General features: G+C 61.0%; 16 protein-coding genes. 4 read left to right on the top strand and 12 right to left on the bottom strand.

Features of this window, described 5'->3' with window-relative positions:
- Positions 1 to 76 precede the first annotated feature (76 nt).
- The 9 genes from BSF40_RS20890 to BSF40_RS20850 form a co-directional block, all read right to left on the bottom strand.
- Complete coding sequence (locus tag BSF40_RS20890) at positions 77 to 1,390, bottom strand: leucine-rich repeat-containing protein kinase family protein (protein ID WP_095966543.1); 1,314 nt, start codon at positions 1,388 to 1,390, stop codon at positions 77 to 79.
- Between the two features lie 203 nt (positions 1,391 to 1,593).
- On the bottom strand, positions 1,594 to 2,718 hold the full coding sequence (gene zapE, locus BSF40_RS20885; RefSeq protein ID WP_095966542.1) for a cell division protein ZapE: 1,125 nt from the start codon (positions 2,716 to 2,718) through the stop codon (positions 1,594 to 1,596).
- Positions 2,719 to 2,984: 266 nt separating this feature from the next.
- Entirely contained in the window at positions 2,985 to 4,031 is a 1,047-nt protein-coding gene (locus BSF40_RS20880) for an ABC transporter substrate-binding protein (protein ID WP_095966541.1), read from the bottom strand.
- Between the two features lie 18 nt (positions 4,032 to 4,049).
- The gene (locus BSF40_RS20875) at positions 4,050 to 5,165 is read right to left on the bottom strand and encodes an FAD-binding oxidoreductase (RefSeq protein ID WP_095966540.1); all 1,116 of its coding nucleotides are present in this window, start codon (positions 5,163 to 5,165) and stop codon (positions 4,050 to 4,052) included.
- Complete coding sequence (locus BSF40_RS20870; protein WP_095966539.1) at positions 5,162 to 6,517, bottom strand: NAD(P)/FAD-dependent oxidoreductase; 1,356 nt, start codon at positions 6,515 to 6,517, stop codon at positions 5,162 to 5,164. The genes BSF40_RS20875 and BSF40_RS20870 overlap by 4 nt, the downstream gene beginning before the upstream one ends.
- Before the next feature lie 145 nt (positions 6,518 to 6,662).
- Positions 6,663 to 6,953, bottom strand: coding sequence for a (2Fe-2S)-binding protein (locus tag BSF40_RS20865; RefSeq protein WP_095966538.1), 291 nt, complete (start codon positions 6,951 to 6,953; stop codon positions 6,663 to 6,665).
- A gap of 7 nt (positions 6,954 to 6,960) precedes the next feature.
- Positions 6,961 to 7,755, bottom strand: coding sequence for an ABC transporter permease (locus BSF40_RS20860; RefSeq protein WP_095966537.1), 795 nt, complete (start codon positions 7,753 to 7,755; stop codon positions 6,961 to 6,963).
- Positions 7,756 to 7,761: 6 nt separating this feature from the next.
- Positions 7,762 to 8,631 carry an ABC transporter permease gene (locus BSF40_RS20855; RefSeq protein WP_007992817.1) on the bottom strand — a complete coding sequence of 290 codons (870 nt, stop codon included), beginning with the start codon at positions 8,629 to 8,631 and terminating at the stop codon, positions 7,762 to 7,764.
- Positions 8,628 to 9,653, bottom strand: coding sequence for an ABC transporter ATP-binding protein (locus BSF40_RS20850; RefSeq protein ID WP_095966536.1), 1,026 nt, complete (start codon positions 9,651 to 9,653; stop codon positions 8,628 to 8,630). The genes BSF40_RS20855 and BSF40_RS20850 overlap by 4 nt, the downstream gene beginning before the upstream one ends.
- A gap of 248 nt (positions 9,654 to 9,901) precedes the next feature.
- On the opposite strand from BSF40_RS20850, the gene BSF40_RS20845 reads away from it, so the two are divergent.
- The gene (locus BSF40_RS20845; RefSeq protein WP_095966535.1) at positions 9,902 to 10,738 is read left to right on the top strand and encodes an IclR family transcriptional regulator; all 837 of its coding nucleotides are present in this window, start codon (positions 9,902 to 9,904) and stop codon (positions 10,736 to 10,738) included.
- Between the two features lie 141 nt (positions 10,739 to 10,879).
- Here the strand turns inward: BSF40_RS20845 and BSF40_RS20840 are convergent, their stop codons facing one another.
- Both BSF40_RS20840 and BSF40_RS20835 read right to left on the bottom strand, forming a co-directional pair.
- Positions 10,880 to 11,632: an anti-sigma factor gene (locus BSF40_RS20840; protein WP_095966534.1), complete on the bottom strand. Its 753-nt coding sequence runs from the start codon at positions 11,630 to 11,632 to the stop codon at positions 10,880 to 10,882.
- Positions 11,629 to 12,135, bottom strand: coding sequence for an RNA polymerase sigma factor (locus BSF40_RS20835; RefSeq protein WP_095966533.1), 507 nt, complete (start codon positions 12,133 to 12,135; stop codon positions 11,629 to 11,631). Before BSF40_RS20835 ends, BSF40_RS20840 begins: the two co-directional genes overlap by 4 nt.
- A gap of 158 nt (positions 12,136 to 12,293) precedes the next feature.
- Here BSF40_RS20835 and BSF40_RS20830 point away from each other — a divergent pair, with 158 nt between their 5' ends.
- From BSF40_RS20830 to BSF40_RS20820, 3 genes are all read left to right on the top strand, one after another.
- Positions 12,294 to 13,379: a catalase family peroxidase gene (locus BSF40_RS20830; protein WP_095966532.1), complete on the top strand. Its 1,086-nt coding sequence runs from the start codon at positions 12,294 to 12,296 to the stop codon at positions 13,377 to 13,379.
- Positions 13,376 to 13,921 carry a cytochrome b gene (locus tag BSF40_RS20825; RefSeq protein WP_007976988.1) on the top strand — a complete coding sequence of 182 codons (546 nt, stop codon included), beginning with the start codon at positions 13,376 to 13,378 and terminating at the stop codon, positions 13,919 to 13,921. The genes BSF40_RS20830 and BSF40_RS20825 overlap by 4 nt, the downstream gene beginning before the upstream one ends.
- 167 nt (positions 13,922 to 14,088) lie before the next feature.
- Positions 14,089 to 15,426: a hypothetical protein gene (locus tag BSF40_RS20820; RefSeq protein ID WP_095966531.1), complete on the top strand. Its 1,338-nt coding sequence runs from the start codon at positions 14,089 to 14,091 to the stop codon at positions 15,424 to 15,426.
- Between the two features lie 54 nt (positions 15,427 to 15,480).
- Here BSF40_RS20820 and BSF40_RS20815 read toward each other — a convergent pair whose 3' ends face one another.
- The gene (locus BSF40_RS20815; RefSeq protein ID WP_095966530.1) at positions 15,481 to 16,632 is read right to left on the bottom strand and encodes a M14-type cytosolic carboxypeptidase; all 1,152 of its coding nucleotides are present in this window, start codon (positions 16,630 to 16,632) and stop codon (positions 15,481 to 15,483) included.
- Positions 16,633 to 17,111 lie beyond the last annotated feature (479 nt).

Raw genomic sequence — 17,111 nt, 5'->3', positions numbered from 1 at the left:
CGCGAGCAAGCCCGCTCCCACAGGTTTAGCGCTGTCGCTGTGGGAGCGAGCTTGCTCGCGATTGACCGCATAGCGGTCACAGATTTTTCAGTTGCTCCACGACATCGCTAAACCCCGGCCGCTCCAGCACCTGCGGTTGACAGCAACGCCGCTCCAGATCTTCCAGCACCCCACGCCCTTCATCGCTCAACCCCGAGTCGATCCGCGCCAGCAACTCCCCCAGCAACACCCCGAACGCCCGCACCTCGATCCGCTGCAAGGCACGGCTTTCAAGGCTGTCGGAAATCCCGTGGAACGATGCCGCGCCAAAGTCCCCCAGCAAGCAGTCTCCCTGCTCATTCCACAGGATATTGTGCCCGTAGAGGTCGCCGTGGGTGATGCCATGGCTGTGCAGGTGTTCGGCCACCGAGGCAATGCCCGAGGCAATGCGCAGCGCCACGGCCACACTGAAGCGCAAGTCGTCGGGGTAGATGTCGCGGCTGCACGACGCCAGGCTCGGCAGTGCGGCGAGGTTGCGGTAACTCGGCGCGATCAGTTGCATCACCAGCCCGGCGGTTTGCTGCGGGTGATCGACAATCCGCCCTTCGACGCGGATCAGGTTCGGGTGCAGGCCGGCGGTGATGCAGGCGTTCATCTCGTGCAGCGGTGAACCATCGCTGGTCATTTCGCCCTTGTAGAGCTTTACCGCAACGGCCATGGGCGGTTGCTCTGCCTGTTGCCAGACTGCCTGATGGATCACCCCGGACGCACCTTCGCCGAGCTGTTTTTCCAGGCGCAATGCCGACCAGTCAATGCGCGGTGTCGCGTCGAGGGCCGCGGCGTCGGCTTCGGTTTCCAGCGGGTTACCGGCGTACGCCAGCCAGGTCAGGCTCGGCAATTCCAGCAGCCATTGCGGTAACTCGGTCAACTGGTTGGCCGCAATGCGGATCAGTTCCAGCCGATGGCACTGACGCAACGACTCCGGCAGCGCGCGCAAACGGTTGCCGGCGAGCATGAGCTTTTGCAGGTATGGCCGCTCTCCCAACTCGCTCGGCAGCGTCTCGATGCAGTTGTCGGTCAGGATCAGCCAGCGCAGCAGCGGGGGCAGCGCCGCAGCGGGCACATGGGCGATGCGGTTGGCCTTGAAGCCGATCATCGTCAGTGCGGCGCATTGGCCCAGGCAGGCCGGCAACTCGGTGAAGCGGTTATCGGAACAGAACAGCACGCGCAGACGGGTCAGGCGATGCAAGTCTTCCGGCAGGGCGCTCAAGGCATTGCCGCTGAGGTTGAGTACTTCCAGCGAGTCCGCCAGATCGAAAATTTCCCGAGGGAATTCCGTGAGGTCGTCGACCAGATCCAGCCGCGTGATGCCTGACAACTCGCCGGCACGCAATTGAGCAAGGGTATGCATGAACAGATTCGCCATTAGCCAAGGGGAGGACGCGTGGCCCTGGAAATGGGCGACATGATAGCTGCAAAGATGTGGCGACTGTCAGGCCGCTTTCGCGAGCAAGCCCGCTCCCACATTGGATCACTCCCGTCCGGGCAATTTGGTCAACTGTGGGAGCGGGCTTGCTCGCGAAGAGGCCCTTCAATACAACACAATAATATCGCTCAGGCCGGTTCGCTGACTTCGACCAGTTGCCCCAATCGACTGCGGGTGCGCGCCAGGTCAATGGCATCGCCGTCCAGGCTTTCGCGCAGGGCGTGCTGTGCGAGCAGTGTCAGGTGCTTGTCCTGGTCGTACAGTACGTCGATGAGGTTGATGAAGCGCTGTTGGGCGGCCATCGAGCACTCAGCGAGCCGCGGCAGGTCATCGATGATCCAGCGATCGAAGCGGCGGCACAGCTCCAGGTAATCCATCACGGCCACAGGCTGCTCGCACAGGTCGGCGAAAGTAAATCCGATGCGGCGCTCATCGCACAAACGCGCCCGGAAATGCCGGGTACCTACGGGGAGCGACAGCGGCGGGGCGCCGCGATCCGGCAGATCCAATGAGCGCCGCTGCACCGCGCTGGCCGGCCACACATAATGGCCTTGGGTGAACAGCTGCTGCGCGTGGCTGCGGACCTGGCTGCGATAGTCGTGCGGACCGCCGACTTCCATGACTTGCATGCGTGCATTGATCAAGTCGATCACCGGTTTGAAGCGGGCGTGGTACAGCGGATTGGGCAACAGGCCTGCGGGCGGGTAGTTGGAGGTGACCAGCAACAGGATGCCACGCTGAAACAGTGCCTTGAACAACCGGGTGATGAGCATCGCATCGCCGATGTCGTGCACATGGAACTCATCGAAACACAGCACCTTGCAATCGCTGAGCAGAGCGTCCAGGGTGATCGCCAGGGCGTCGGGCTGTTCGCGATGCTCGAACATGCCCTGGTGCAGTTGGGCGAAAAACTGATGGAAGTGCAGGCGTTGTTTTTGCACGAGGGGAACGGCCCGGAAAAAACCGTCGAGCAGCCAGCTCTTGCCGCGCCCCACGGCACCATGCAGGTAAAGGCCCGGAAGGGTTTGCGTCGAAGTGCCCATCAACAGGCAGGCATGCCGGGCCATGCAGTCGATCACGCGTTGCTGGCTGTGACTGAGGGTGTAGCCCCGGGAATGGGCCTGGTGACGAAAGTAGTCGTGGATAACCTCGCTTGCCTCGGCGCTGCCGGCAGCCGGTGCCTTACCGAGAAGGCGACGCAACGATTGCCAGCGCGATTTGATTCGCGAACGATTGGGTGGTCGAACGGCCACTGAGATGTCACCTCTGGTGTGCGGGCAGGCTCCCTGAGCCGGGGCGCCATAGTGTAACCAGAGCAGAGAATTTGCTTCCAGTTGTGTCGGTGCGCGTCGGAGCGGTTCCGACCGGTCACTTGGAAGGGCCTATAGGAGCGAGCTTGCTCGCGAAAAACTCTGGATAGCGCGGGCACTCAGGCAGCACGCGTTATCGTTGACGTCCATCGCGAGCAAGCTCGCTCCTATAGGAGGGGGCGTTTGCGAAACACAGTCGTGTCAGTCGCCTATCGCTCAATGCTCCGATTCCACCGTGCATTCCACGCAGGGCGCTGTTCGTTGACCTGATCCCAATCCACCGCGATTGCGGTCTCCAGGTATTGTTGCATCGCTTCGACCTGCCCACGGGTTCGCTCGGAGGTCGGGGTATTGGGGTTTGAAGGAATCTGGTCGCCGTCCTCAAGCGCGGCCGCCTGGGCTTCGGGAGTGAGCAGGAACGCGGCGAGTTTTTGCGCCAGTTGCGGTTGCGTGTTGTTGGCGATGGCGCATTCAGCGACGTTGAGCACCACGGCGCCTTCCTTCGGTTGTGCGTATTCCACTGGCATGCCCTTGAGCTTCAGGGCGGTGACCTGGGTCGGTGTCAGCGGAAACAGCGCCGCCTCGTCGGTCTGGAGCATTTCGGAAATCTTCGCCGAACTCGGGATGTATTCCAGTACGTTGCGCCCAACCGTGTTCGGCCAAGCCTTGAACCCCGGATCGACGTTGGTTTCGCTGCCGCCCTGAATCCGGTTGAACATCAGGAAACCGTGCAGGCCGAAGGTGGAGGAGGCCATCGACTGGAACACCAGTTTGTCCTTGAAGCGCGGGTCAGCCATGTCCATCCACGAGGTCGGCGCGCTCCAGCCTTTCTCCTTGAACAAGCGTGTGTTGTAGGCCAGCCCGGTGACGCCGAGACTGACGGCTACCGCTTCATCCTTGATCCGCCCCTTGGCGGGAATCTGCGCCAGGGCCGGGTTGTTTTCGAGTTTGTCGCACAGGCCCATGGCGATGGCGCGGTACATGATGCCGTCGTCGAGGAACATCACATGCATCTGCGGGTTGTCCTTGCTGGCCTGGACCTTGGCCAGGATATCGGCGGAGGTCCCGGGCACGATCACCACTTTGACGTTGTTGGCCTTCTCGAAGGCCGGCAGTACCTTGTCGGCGTAAAGCCGCTCCATGGTCCCGCCGTTCATGCCCAGGTAAAGCGTCGGTTCGGCGTGGGCCGGGGTGAGGGTGAGCAGGGCGCTCATGCAGGACAAACCGAGCAGTGCGTTGCGTTTGAGGTTTTTCATTGGCGCGACCTTCCTCTATCAAGCTACGGAGATGGAGTGAAACCGGGTGATGGAAAACGCATCCAGCGACGTCTTTGACGCGCCGCTACAGATGATCTCGGTGAGCGCCTGGCCCACCGCCGGGCCGATCTGGAAACCGGCGCCGGCAAAGCCGAACGCATGCAACAGACCGGGCTGGGTACGGCTGTGGCCGATCACCGGCTGGCGATCAGGCAGGTAACCCTCGGTGCCGCTCCAGGTACGAATCGCCTGGGCACCTTCAAGAAACGGATAGAGCTCGACGGCCTGGCGCAGGATTTCCAGCACGGCGCCTTGACCGGGGCGGGCGCGGGCGTCGTCCAGGGCAAAACCCTGGCCGCCACCCAACACGCAATTGCCGCGGGCGACCTGTCGCGCGTAGATGCCGCCACCCTCGACGCCGGTGCTGGCATCCATCACCAACGGCAGGGGTTCGGTGACCAGCATTGCCGGGTGCCCGGAATGCATCGGCACCGGTTCGCCGAATTGCGCGGCGATGCTGCCTGCCCAAGCCCCGGCGCAGTTCAGCAGCCAGGGTGCGTGCAACTGCATGCCGTTTTGCGTGCGTACGCAAAAGCGCTGGCCGTCGTGTTCCACGGCGGTGACCGTGCATTGCTCATGTACCTGCACACCGTGTCGCCGCGCCGCCCGGGCGAACGCAGGGGACACCAGACGCGGATTGGCGTGACCGTCATCCGGGCAATACGAGGCGCCCACCGCGACGTCTCCCACCCATGGAAAACGGCTGCGCAGCTCGGTGCGGTCAAGCACCTGCAAGTCGAGGCCGAAGCCCTGGCTGCTGGCAGCGTAGTCTTGCAGGGCACGCAAATCGTCTGTACTGCGGGCGAGTTTCAGGTGGCCGCTGCGTTGATATTCGCCGTCGATGCCAATCAATTGCGGCAGCTGCGCCCAGATGGCGTGGGCACGTTGCGACAGTGGCAATTGCGACAATGGTCGGCCCTGGCGGCGGACGCCACCGTAGTTGACGCCGCTGGAATGGGAACCGCAGAAGTCCCGCTCCAGCAGCACCACGCGACGCCCGGCCTTGCCGAGAAACAGCGCCGCCGAAGCACCCACAATGCCGCCGCCGATGATCACTGCGTCGACTTCGATCATGCGTCGATCTCCAGGCCAAAGGGCAGCGGCTTGATGGGGGCCTGGGCGCGCAGCCGGCCAATGTCGGACACCGCGCGCTGGCTTTCGCAGGCGATGATCTCCGCTGCCGCCGCGCCGCACATCCGACCCTGACAGCGACCCATGCCGACCCGGCAATGGGCCTTGACCCGATTTATTTCCCAGTGACCCTCGCGCACCACTTCACGAATATCGCCGGCGCGGACTTCTTCGCAGCGGCAGACCATCACGTCATCGGCGATGCCGGTGGCCCAGTTCTCGGGAAAGGCGAAGGCGCGCTCCAGGCCCTGACGAAAATCGCCGATGCGTTCCAGCACCTGTTCAAGCTGTGTGGTGCGTTGCGTCGGGATCAGGTAGCCGATGTCTTCGAGCAACGCCAATGCGGCGCGTTCGCCGGCCATTTCCGCGGCGTCGGCGCCCATGATCCCGGCGCCGTCACCGGCCAGGTACACCTCGGCGACGCTGCTGCGCCCGGCGCGATCGCGTTGTGGGAGCCAGGCGCGATTGAGCGGGTTCCAGGCAAATTCGCAGCCGAGCAGGTCGGCGAGCTGGGTTTCGCTGCGCAGGCCGTGGGCGAACGCTACGGCATCGCAGTTCAGTCGATGTTCGCCTTTTGCGTCGGACCAGATCAGCGCCTGCACCCGTTGATCTCCGTCGACATGCTTCAAGGTTGCACCCTGATGCACCGGGATGCCGTGGGCGGTCAGCCAGCCACGGTAGTAGATGCCTTTGACCAGCGTGGCCGGTTGCGACAGCAGGCCGGGCAGGGCGCGAGCCTGGGCGCTGAAGGGTGAGCTGTCGAGTACCGCGACCACCTTGGCGCCAGCCTTGGCGTATTGATACGCGACCAGGTACAGCAACGGGCCACTGCCGGCGAACACCACGCGCTCGCCGATGGCGCAACCCTGAAACTTCAAGGCGATCTGCGCCGCGCCGAGGCTGTAGACCCCGGGTAGCGTCCAGCCCGGCACCGGCAAAATCCGGTCGGTGGCGCCGGTGGCGACGATCACCCGGGAAAATTCCAGTCGTGCGGCACGTCCGTCCTGCAAGGTGTCGAGGGCGCCGTCCTCGGCATTCCACACCAGGGTTTCAGGGCGGTAATCGAGCTGTTCGCGCAACTCGTCGATGGTCTGGTGCAACGCACTGGCCTTGGGCGCTTCGAAGCCATACAGCTTGACTGGCGAACGCTTGAAGTTGACCGGCTGACGCCGATAAACCTGTCCGCCACCGCGTGCAGCTTCGTCCAGCAGCACCGGGCGAACGCCGTGCGCGACCAGGGCTTGCGCCGCGCGAATGCCGGCAGGTCCGGCGCCGATGATGACGATGGATTTCATGCGCACCTCGGCTGCTGTGCTTTTGCGGGAGCGGGCTTGCTCGCGAACACGGCGACACAGGCAGCCGAGATGTTGGCTGGCAGGCCGCTTTCGCGAGCCAGCGCGCTCCCACAGGGGATTCGGTTTCTGTAGTGGGAATGGGTGTTCATATCGATCGCCCCGGTTCGCGGTTGATGTGTTGCCCGGCTTCCAGCAACGTCGAGCACGCACGTACCCGGCGGCCATCGCCCAGGCGCACCCAGCAGTCCTGGCAGGCGCCCATCAGGCAGAAGCCGGCGCGGGGTTCGGCGCTGAAGTCGCTGCCGCGCAGGTGATCGCTGCAGGTCAGCACCGCAGTCAGCACGGTGTCGCCGAGCAAGCCGCTGGCCGGTTGGCCGTCGAGAGTAAAGTCCAGGACCGGGCGGTCGCCTTCGGCCAGTCGTTTCAGCAGCGCCATGGCGTCCTCATTGTTTGCCCACCAGAACCCGATCCAGGCCATAGACCCGGTCGAGCAGAATCATGGTCAGCGCGGTCAGCGCGATGACCAGTGCCGACACCGCCGCCATCATCGGATCGATGGATTCGGTGGCGTAGACGTACATGCGTACCGGCAGGGTTTGCGTGGCCGGCGAGGTGACGAAGATCGACAGGGTGACTTCGTCGAAACTGTTGATGAATGCCAGCAGCCAGCCACCGGCGACCCCCGGCAGGATCATCGGCAAAGTGATCTGCCGGAACAGCGTGAAACGCCCGGCACCCAAGGATTGCGCGGCGTGTTCGGCGCTGCGATCCAGGCCGATGGCCGAGGCCAGCACCAGGCGCAGCACATAGGGTGTGATCACCAACACGTGAGCGAATATCAGCCAGGCGAAGCTGCCGTTGACCCCTATCAGCGCAAACAAACGCAGCAGCGCCACACCCAGTACCAGGTGCGGAATGATGATTGGCGACAGAAACAGCCCATTGAAAAAGTCCCGGCCAGGGAATTCGAAGCGGGTGATCGCCAGCGCCGCCGGCACGGCAATCAGTGTCGCCAGACTGGCCGCGCTGAACGCCAGAATCAGGCTGTTATAGAAGGCATCGACAAAGTCGGCGCGCTCGAACACGGCCCGGAACCAGCGCAGGGAAAACTCGGTGGTCGGCAGGCTCAGGGTGTTCTCCGGAGTGAAGGCCACCAGGCACACCACCACCAACGGAGCGAGCATGAACAGCACCACCAGGGTGTGAAACAGCAGGGCGAAAGAACCGTTCCTGGACATGACGAATTATCCCAATGACTTCTTGTAGCGGCCTTCGATCATGCGGTTCCACGACAGCATGATCAGCAGGTTGATGAGCAGCAGAGCCACGGCGATGGCCGCGCCCATGGGCCAGTTGAGTTCTGACAGGTACTGGTCGTAGATCAGCGTGGCGACCATCTTCAGGCGACGTCCGCCGAGCAGGCCGGGAATGGCGAAGGAGCTGGCGGCGAGGCCGAACACGATCAGGGTGCCGGACAGGATGCCGGGCATGATCTGCGGCAATACCACCTGGCGAATCACCGTGAAGTGACCGGCGCCCAGCGACAGCGCGGCTTGTTCGGCGGCCGGGTCGAGTTTCTGCAGCGAGGTCCACACCGGAATGATCATGAACGGCAGCATCACGTGAACCAACGCAATCACCACCGCGAACGGCGTGTAGAGCAGCTTCATCGGCGAGCCGCCGAAGGCTTGCAGGGTCTGGTTGACCAGGCCGTCGGCGCCGAGCAGCAGGCTCCAGCCGAAGGCGCGTACTACGACCGAGATCAGCAGCGGCGTGAGGATCAGGATCAAAAAAATCGAACGCCACGGCGCACCCATGCGGCTGAGGATGTACGCCTCGGGAACCCCGATCAGCACGCAGAGCAAGGTGGTGAGGGCGCTGATCCACAGGGTGCGCAGAAAAATCTCGTAGAAGTACGGATCGCCCAGCAGGCTGCCGTAGTGTTCGACGGTGTAGGCGTCGCCCTTGATCCCCGAGCCGTAGTCGAAGACGTTGAACGACAGCAGCAACGTCAGCATCAACGGGATCACCAGCAGGCTGACATACAACGCCAGGGCAGGTGCCGACAGCAGGTAACCCTGGCGCCCCAGGCGAATGGCGGCGAGTGCACTCATGCCGTCACCTCGTCGACACTCAGCACCCGCAACAGCGCCGCGTCCCAGTCAAGGCCGACCGCCGTGCCTTCGCTCAATGGTGCCGAGCCATCGTTGCGGCGCACCACGCAGAGTTCGCCCAGGGTCGTCGACACACCGTACAGCCATTGGCTGCCGAGGAAGAAACGGCTGCTGACCTTGCCTTGCAGGCGACCAGCGCCAGCCTCGCGCAGATCGATTTTCTCCGGACGCAGGCTCAGGGTCAGGTCGCCATCGCCACGTCCGCACACCTGAACCACACCGGCCGTATCGCGTTCACCGGGCAGCAGGTTGGCCTTGCCGACGAACCCGGAAATGAACTCGGTACGCGGGTGTTCGTAGAGGGTGTAGGGCGCGTCGATCTGGGTGATGCGTCCGGCCTGCATCACCACCACGCGGTCGCTGATCGACAGGGCTTCGGACTGGTCGTGGGTGACCATCAGCGTGGTGATGCCGACCTCACGCTGGATGCGGCGGATCTCGAACTGCATCTCTTCGCGCAGATTGGCGTCGAGGTTGGACAGCGGTTCATCGAGCAGCAGCACCGGTGGCTGGATCACCAAAGCCCGAGCCAGAGCTACACGCTGGCGCTGGCCGCCGGACAGCTCCCGTGGGTAGCGCTCTGCGTGCTGGTGCAGGCGAACCAGTTTCAGAACCCGCTCAACCCGCTGTTGGATCTCGGCATTCGGCACCTTGCGCATGCGCAGGCCGAAGGCGACGTTGTCCTTGACGGTCATGTGCGGGAACAGCGCGTAACTCTGGAACACCACACCCAGGCCACGGCTGGCGGGCTTGGCATGGGTGATGTCACGACCGTCCAGGACGATACGCCCGCTGGTGACTTCAACGAACCCGGCGATCATTTGCAGGGTGGTGGTTTTACCGCATCCGGAGGGACCGAGCAGGGAAACGAATTCGCCTTTCTCCACCGAGAGGTCGGTGGCGACCACGGCGTCGATTTCACCGTAGCGTTTGCCGAGTTTTTCAAGTTGCAAAAAAGCCATGACTGCGCCTCCACCTGAGATTGTTATGCGTCGCCCGAAGGCGCGCTTTTTTGTATGGGCAGATACGAAAAAAATGTTTCCGGGGGGGCGTTGGCGCTCGACTTGAGTCGGCTGCCGCTGTTGTTCGAATCGCCCCTGTCTGGACGCAGATTAGGACGAAGACTAGGATGGGCTCAATGGCCTATTTCACTGAAGCGCTAACTATTTTCAGTTTCATTCGGTGAGTAAATTAATCGTTGAGAAAATTCATGTCTGATTCCACTGAGCGGAATGTAAATAAAAATGATGTCGGTGTCGGCGCTGTCTCACGACTGTTTGCGGTGCTGCGTGCGTTGGGCGATACCGTCGAGGACGGTGAGCGCGTGACGCAACTGGCGCAACACATCGGTTTGTCGCAGCCGACGACCCATCGTTTATTGCGCAGTCTGATGGACGAGGGCATGGTCGAGCAGGATGCGCGCAGCAAGCGCTACCGCCTGAGCCTGGACTTTTTCGCCTTGGCCGCCCGTGCGGGCAATAGCGGCAACCTGCGCGAACTGGTGCGCCCGGCACTGCTGCGGCTTTCGGCAACGCTGGGGGATTCGTTGTTTCTGCTGGCGCGCAGCGGCTTTGATGCAATCTGCCTGGATCGCAGTGAAGGGCCGTTTCCGATTCGTACGTTCACCGGTGACATCGGCGGGCGCGTGGCGTTGGGGGTGGGGCAGGGCAGCCTGGCAATCCTGGCGTTCCTGCCGGAAGAGGAGCGCGACACGGTGATCCATTACAACCTGCCGCGGCTGAAGGACTTCCATCTGTATGACGAGGTGTTCCTGCGCTCGGAAGTCGAGAGCGTGCGCAAGCTCGGTTACGCCGGGCGCAACACCGGTGTGCTGCAGGGTATGGCCGGGGTGGCGGTGCCGATTCTCGATCGTGAGGGGCGGGCGGTGGCGGCGTTGAGCGTGGCGACTGTGAGTGACCGCCTGGGGCCGGATCGATTGCCGACGGTGGTGGAGATGCTCAAGCGCGAAGCGGCATTGATCGGGCCGCGGATCAATCCGTTCGATCCATTGCTGCGCCGGCCTTCTCAAGTATTTGGACAGGGGTGAGTCACCACAGATCCCCTGTGGGAGCGGGCTTGCTCGCGAAGGCGGTGTATCAGATAAATGAATGTCGACTGACACTCCGCTTTCGCGAGCAAGCCCGCTCCCACAATAGAACAGTGTTCCATTCATGTTCTGTGGGTGTGACTAAAACTGCACGGTCTGCTTCAGCATCTGCGCCGCCGGCGTATCCGCCGGGCTGACCATTGCATAGTTGTAACCGCCCCCCGACCAATACTCGGCCTGCAAGTCGCCATCACTGCGACTGCCTCTTGGCAGCATGAAGTTTTTCGGTCCCGGTGGGCGCACGTAGAAGCTGATTTTCTGCCCGCCCTGATTCTCGTAGACCACCATCGCCGCTGGCCCTTGTTCGGTGCTGAGCAAGCGCCCGCTGGCCGGTTTGAAGCCTGCCCCCGACAGGTCAGGCAAGCGATTGGCCTGGGTGAAATAACGGTCGAGCCAGCTCTGCATGTCGCCGTCGTCGCTGGCCTTGTAGTCGGCTGGCAGGATCCCTTGCTGGGCAATCAGACGATAGGCCTGCAGCGCATCGGTCATCGGCAGCTGTGCGCCAGTGAAGGTCATCTCACGGGCCTGCCAGCCACTGAAGCCGCCGATGCTGACCGCGATCAGCAATGCGGCCACGCTGGCCAGATGTCGCCGCGATTGGCGTTTCAGACGTTGGCGAATCATGGCCGGATCGAGTTCCGGATTGGCCGGTTGTTGCAACACGCCACTCAGGGCCGCGCGCAGTTGCTGGGCATCTTGTTGCCAGGCCCGCACTTGATCGGCAACCGCCGGATTGCTTGTGAGAAAAGTCTCCACCAGGCGCCGGTCGGCGTCGCTCAGTTGGTGGTCGACGTAGGCGTGCAGGTCTCGCTCGCTGGGGGGCATGCTGATCATTTGAGTCTCCGCAGGGAGGGGCGGTTGATTTCGCCATCGCTGAGTTGGCGCAGGGCCTGGCGAGCCCGGGACAGGCGGGACATCACGGTGCCGGTGGGTACGTCGAGAATCTCGGCGACCTCTTTGTAACTCAAGCCTTCTACCGAGACCCAGAGCAGCAGCGCGCGTTGTTCGGTGGGCAGTTGATCGAAGGCATTGAGGGTCGATTGAGCAATGACGGTGCGCTCCACCGAGGGCTGGGCATCGTCACGGCCGGTGAAAAAATCGAGCATGCGCGCGTAGCGCCGGGAGCGGCGGTGCGCATCGAGAAACTGCCGATACAGAATCGAGAACAGCCAGGCGCGCAAGTCGCCCTCGGCGCGTTTGCCAGCCCAACTCGACAGTGCCCGCTCCAGACTCGCCTGCACCAGGTCGTCAGCGCTGCTCGGGTTGCGCGTCAGCGACACGGCGAACCGTCGCAATCGGGGAATGATTTCTCTGAGTTGTTCGTCGATATCGTTCATGAAGTTCTGGCTAGTCACTACGCTTGGGACTAGGAAGACGCCCGGTACTCGAGGTTATTCCACGTCAGAAAAAATAAATACCGCGTGTGGGAATAAACCTGTGTGCGGTTCGTCTGCTTGATTCTTCTCACTTGTGGCCGATGGCCCTGGAGTCTTTCATGGTAGATCGATCATCACCGCCCACCCGGCCACCCTTGAGTGCGGCAAGCCTGACGTTGCGTCTGGCGGGCATTGCCGTGGTCGTTGCCGCACTGGCAGGGGCGTTTGCCTACGTCAACGGCACCTTCGACCCACAGCGCCTGACCCCGAAGAAACTGATCAACGTGCTGGAAACCAACAATGGCGTGCATCCGGGTTTCCGTCGCAACCATTCAAAAGGCGTGTGCGTGATCGGGTATTTCGAGAGCAGTGGTGAGGCGCGCAGCTATTCCACCGCTCAGGTCTTCAATGAGGCGCAGACGCCGGTGGTCGGGCGTTTCGCCTTGCCGGCCGGTAACCCCTACGCGCCGGACAGTGCCGTGCCGATCCGCAGCATGGCCTTGCGCTTTACTCAGGCCAACGGCCAGCAGTGGCGCACCGGGATGAACAGCATGCCGGTGTTCCCGGTGGGCACGCCCGAGGCGTTCTATCAATTGCAAAAAGCCCAGTCACCAGACCCGGCCACCGGCAAACCGGACCCCAAGGCTGTGCCCGCATTCTTTGCTTCGCACCCGGAAGCGGCACCTTTCCTGGCCTGGATCAAAGCCGCCAAGCCGTCGGCCAGTTATGTGACCGAAAACTACAACAGCGTCAATGCGTTCTACCTGGTCAACGCGGCGGGTCAACGCCAGGCCGTGCGCTGGAACATGGTGCCTCTGGCTCAGGACGCACCAGGGGCCACGGCACCGCAGGGCAGTGATTTCCTGGAGAAAGACCTGGTCCAGCGAATCGCCGCAGGCCCGTTGCGCTGGCAACTGAACATCACCCTGGCCAACCCCGGCGATCCGGTGAACGACGCCAGCAAGGCCTGGCCCGAAGGACGCAAGGTGTTGAATGCCGGCACGCTGGTGCTTGAAAAGACTCAGCCGCAACTCAACGGCGAATGCCGTGACATCAATTACGATCCGCTGGTGTTGCCTGCCGGGATCGAAGGTTCCGACGACCCTTTGCTCGCCGCTCGTTCAGCCGGTTACGCCAATTCCTACCTGCGTCGCACCAGTGAAGTCAGCCAGTTGCCCGCCGCCACACAGGAGACCCGGCAATGAGCACTCAACCGAACCACTTCGCCCCGCTGGCACGCCTGCTGCACTGGCTTATGGCGCTGATGATCATCGCCATGCTGTTTATCGGTGCCGGCATGGTCGCCTCGGTGTCCGAGCGGCATGAATGGCTGATCCATTTGCACAAACCCTTGGGGGTCGCGATTTTGCTGTTGGTGATCGTGCGGCTGGTGGTGCGTTTCTCCACCACACAACCACCGCTGCCAGCGGACCTGCCGGGTTGGCAAGCGCTGGCGGCCAAGGCTTCGCACGTCTTGTTGTATGCACTGATGCTGGTCTTGCCGCTGCTGGGTTGGGCGATGATTTCGGCATCGGGCGAACCGGTCATGCTCAGCAGTTCGTTGCAACTGCCGTCGATTGTGTCGGCGAATGCGCAGCTGTTTGCGTTTTTGCGCAAGGCGCATGGGTATCTGGCGTATCTGTTGTTTCTGACCGTGTTGCTGCATCTGGCGGCGGCGTTGTTTCACGGTTGGGTGCGGCGAGATGAAGTGCTGGACAGTATGTTGCGGGGTAAGGATCGCGGTTGATCACGCTGGGCTGTGATTTGGCTTTTGTCACAGGGTGATCGTCTGCTTACCTGTCAACTCTGACAGTTTCGCTGATCTGAAAAAGCACGTTCAATGCTCAAAGACTGCAGTGGTCCCGAATGGGGCCAGTCGGACAGCACTGATCGTGCCATTCAGGGAGACGAACCATGTTCAAGACTGCAGGCGTGCGTTCCATACGACGCGCTTTTTTCGGGCTGTCGTTAGTGTGTTTGGCGGTGATACTCGGTGCTTGTGCGCATCCGCCGACGACTGACTCCGGAGAACCGAAAAGCTGGGTTGTCGAAAATGTTGCGAGTAAATCGACAGCAGAGCTGTATGCGGACTTGATTGCGCCGGCGGTTTTCGAACGTTCGAGTTCGAAGGTTATTGATGGTTATACCGTTGAGAGTGGCAAGCTGCGCATGCCAGATAAGTCCGAGGGTTCGCTGGTGACGGTGCGTACGGCAAATGGAAGTCTTGTCTCGTTAGTCAATAAGCCAGGCAAAAGCGGGCTGTTTTTAGTCAACAAACAAGGCTTGAGTACGTTTAGTCCAGAGCCGAAATTTGATCCGGCAGTCGAGGACGGCATTCCAAGTCCCGATGAAAAAGTTGCCACGGCGCTGGTAAATTCAGCCAGCGAGGATCCCAAAATTGTTGATGTCTTGTTGGGCTATTCTCGTGCGGCGGTTAATCGAGTAGGCGGGGATGTGATGGCCCATGCGTTATCACAAATAGAGTCTGTTAACTTAGCCTTGAGAATCTCAGAGGTTTCCAATGTTTCACTTAGATTGGTCGGGATTCAGGTAGTGGAGCAGAATTACCCAACAACGACCGGGACCCTAGGGCAATTAAGAAAGATTTTTTCTGCAGGCATGGCCGAATACGTACCTGACATAATTTATGGTTTTTTTGATTCGACTCCAGAGGATACGGCCACAGGTTGGGGGAATATAGGAGGCCGTGCGGGTATTGGATTGGCACGTAGCATCAATACGTATAGGCATGAGGTAGGTCACAATGCTGGAAGTATTCATTGCAATTCCAACGGCGGGGCTAAATACCATTATGGGTATAACAATGGGAAGACTTCTACGATTTTGTGTGGAGAGTCAACGGGGTACTATTCAACACCTGCTCTGAACGATGAGTTCGGTTTGCCGCGTGGGGATGCTGTAACCGCAGATACAGCGCGTATATGGCGCGAAAATGCTGAGCGGCTATCCTCTTACGCTCCCTCCCGGCCAACCGCGCCAGGAAACTTTGCCAAAGTTGGGTCAACTGCTAGTACGATTACTTTTAGCTGGAACGCATCACCTGAAGCCGTTCGATATGAAATATACAGTGTGGAGGTTGCTTATGAAAATTTACCAAAAAAAATTGGAGACAGTACAGCGCTAACGTTTACCGCAACCAATATTTCAGGGGAGGCGCTGTACTTTGTTAAGGCTGTTAGTTCTATTGGACTGGTTTCAGTCCCGAGCAATTCCGTTGTTGCAAGGCCATAAATGCTCAAGTGAGTGACGTGGCCTTTTGTCAGGCCACGTCGCTATGTAGTCGAATCAGCGCAGGGTATCGACCATATCCGCAAGCGTGGTCAGCACATCCTTCCCCAACTGCTTCGACCGCTTGCCCGACCAGCCCGTCAACGGATTCGGATGATCATCATGATCCTTGAACGGCATTTCCAGGGTCAGCGACAGGCAGTCGTACTTCTGGCCAACGCTGTTGCAGGCCAGCGTCATGTTGGCCTGGCCCGGTTCGTCGCGGGTGTAGCCGTACTTGGTCTGGAAGTCTTTGGTGGTGTGCTTCAGGTGGCTGCGGAAGTGCTCCTCGAGCTTTGCGATCCGCGGCGTGTAACCGGGGTTGCCTTCGCAGCCGGCGGTGAACACGTGAGGGATCTCCTCATCGCCGTGAACGTCGAGGAACATATCGACGCCATGCTTTTCCATCTGCTGCTGAACGAACAGGACCTCCGGGCTGATTTCCTGGGTGGCGCTCTGCCAGGCACGATTGAGGTCCTGGCCCATGGCGTTGGTGCGCAGGTGACCGTGGAAAGCGCCGTCCGGGTTCATGTTCGGCACCAGGTACAGGTCGGCGCTGGCCAGCAGTTTGTTCAGCACCGGGTCGTCGTGTTTTTCCAGGCGTTCGATCACGCCTTCCATGAACCACTCGGCCATGTGTTCGCCCGGATGTTGCTGGGCAATCATCCACACCTTGCGTCGGCCTTCGGCCCCGGTGCCTTTGCGCAACAGCTGGATGTCACGGCCTTCGACGCTCTTGCCGGTGGCTAGCAGTTCGGTACCGGCCTTGCTCAGCGCCTGTTCGATCAGCCAGTCGTGGCGGCCACGGCTGTAGGGTTCGAAGTAGGCGAACCAGGCGTGGGTCTGCTCGGCTTCGAGGCTGAAGCGCAGGCAGTCGCCTTCGAAAATGGTGGGTACGCGGAACCAGTTGACGTGATCGTAGGACGCCACCGCCTGATAGCCGGTCCAGGCTTTGTTATAGGAGGACTGGCTGGCATTGTTCAGGCGAAACCAGTGCTCCTGGCCGACATGCAGGCCGCTGGCCTTGAAGTGGAACCACTGGAAATGGGCGCTGCGGGTGTCCGGGCGAATGGCCAGAAGCGGTTTGAGCGGATCGCTGATGTCGATGACTTGGATGTTGCCGCTGTCGAAGTTGGCACTGATGTCGAAAGAGGATTTGCCCACGGTCATAATCGGGTCCTGAATATGATTTTTATCGCGGCTACTTTACACGCAAGAGAGGGGTGAAACCGAGGGAAATTGCGGGTTGCAGGGGGGGCGTCCTCCTTGACGCCGACGCAGCTTAGAGGCTATGCGATTGATTCTCAAGTGCTATCTGTCGCTGGTTTGAACCCATGATGCCGGGCTTCTCTTGCCAACTGGAATTCTTTTGATATCATCCGCGCCATCGAATTTGCGGCACCCAAAGACTTCATTAGCCTGAAGCCAAAGCCAGAAAAAACTGGCAAAAAAAAGACCCGGCAAAAAGCCGGGTCAAAAACCGTGATTAGCCTGATGAGGAGATAGTCCAGGAGACCGACCTAAGGTCACCTGGTCCATCGACTGATCTCGCGACCAGCTGAAGCAATAATAATCATTCTCGTTTGCGGGTCAAGCATTTTTACCTGCGCGGCAGGAAAATTCTTTCCTGTCCTCTCGATTTACCTTCT

The organism is Pseudomonas sp. ACN5 (assembly GCF_002303975.1).
Lineage (GTDB): Bacteria > Pseudomonadota > Gammaproteobacteria > Pseudomonadales > Pseudomonadaceae > Aquipseudomonas > Aquipseudomonas laurylsulfatiphila.
Note: the sequence above shows the minus strand (reverse complement) of the source record. Positions and strands in the feature narration are given on the sequence as shown.

What these genes read in the sequence shown, in the direction of transcription:
- BSF40_RS20855 (WP_007992817.1), bottom strand. Translation starts at nt 8,631, where the DNA reads ATGAGTGCACTCGCCGCCATTCGCCTGGGGCGCCAGGGTTACCTGCTG.
- BSF40_RS20850 (WP_095966536.1), bottom strand. Translation starts at nt 9,653, where the DNA reads ATGGCTTTTTTGCAACTTGAAAAACTCGGCAAACGCTACGGTGAAATC.
- BSF40_RS20860 (WP_095966537.1), bottom strand. Translation starts at nt 7,755, where the DNA reads ATGTCCAGGAACGGTTCTTTCGCCCTGCTGTTTCACACCCTGGTGGTG.
- BSF40_RS20820 (WP_095966531.1), top strand. Translation starts at nt 14,089, where the DNA reads ATGTTCAAGACTGCAGGCGTGCGTTCCATACGACGCGCTTTTTTCGGG.
- BSF40_RS20830 (WP_095966532.1), top strand. Translation starts at nt 12,294, where the DNA reads ATGGTAGATCGATCATCACCGCCCACCCGGCCACCCTTGAGTGCGGCA.
- BSF40_RS20870 (WP_095966539.1), bottom strand. Translation starts at nt 6,517, where the DNA reads ATGAAATCCATCGTCATCATCGGCGCCGGACCTGCCGGCATTCGCGCG.
- BSF40_RS20840 (WP_095966534.1), bottom strand. Translation starts at nt 11,632, where the DNA reads ATGATCAGCATGCCCCCCAGCGAGCGAGACCTGCACGCCTACGTCGAC.
- BSF40_RS20890 (WP_095966543.1), bottom strand. Translation starts at nt 1,390, where the DNA reads ATGCATACCCTTGCTCAATTGCGTGCCGGCGAGTTGTCAGGCATCACG.
- BSF40_RS20880 (WP_095966541.1), bottom strand. Translation starts at nt 4,031, where the DNA reads ATGAAAAACCTCAAACGCAACGCACTGCTCGGTTTGTCCTGCATGAGC.
- BSF40_RS20815 (WP_095966530.1), bottom strand. Translation starts at nt 16,632, where the DNA reads ATGACCGTGGGCAAATCCTCTTTCGACATCAGTGCCAACTTCGACAGC.
- BSF40_RS20865 (WP_095966538.1), bottom strand. Translation starts at nt 6,953, where the DNA reads ATGGCGCTGCTGAAACGACTGGCCGAAGGCGACCGCCCGGTCCTGGAC.
- BSF40_RS20875 (WP_095966540.1), bottom strand. Translation starts at nt 5,165, where the DNA reads ATGATCGAAGTCGACGCAGTGATCATCGGCGGCGGCATTGTGGGTGCT.
- BSF40_RS20835 (WP_095966533.1), bottom strand. Translation starts at nt 12,135, where the DNA reads ATGAACGATATCGACGAACAACTCAGAGAAATCATTCCCCGATTGCGA.
- BSF40_RS20845 (WP_095966535.1), top strand. Translation starts at nt 9,902, where the DNA reads ATGTCTGATTCCACTGAGCGGAATGTAAATAAAAATGATGTCGGTGTC.
- BSF40_RS20825 (WP_007976988.1), top strand. Translation starts at nt 13,376, where the DNA reads ATGAGCACTCAACCGAACCACTTCGCCCCGCTGGCACGCCTGCTGCAC.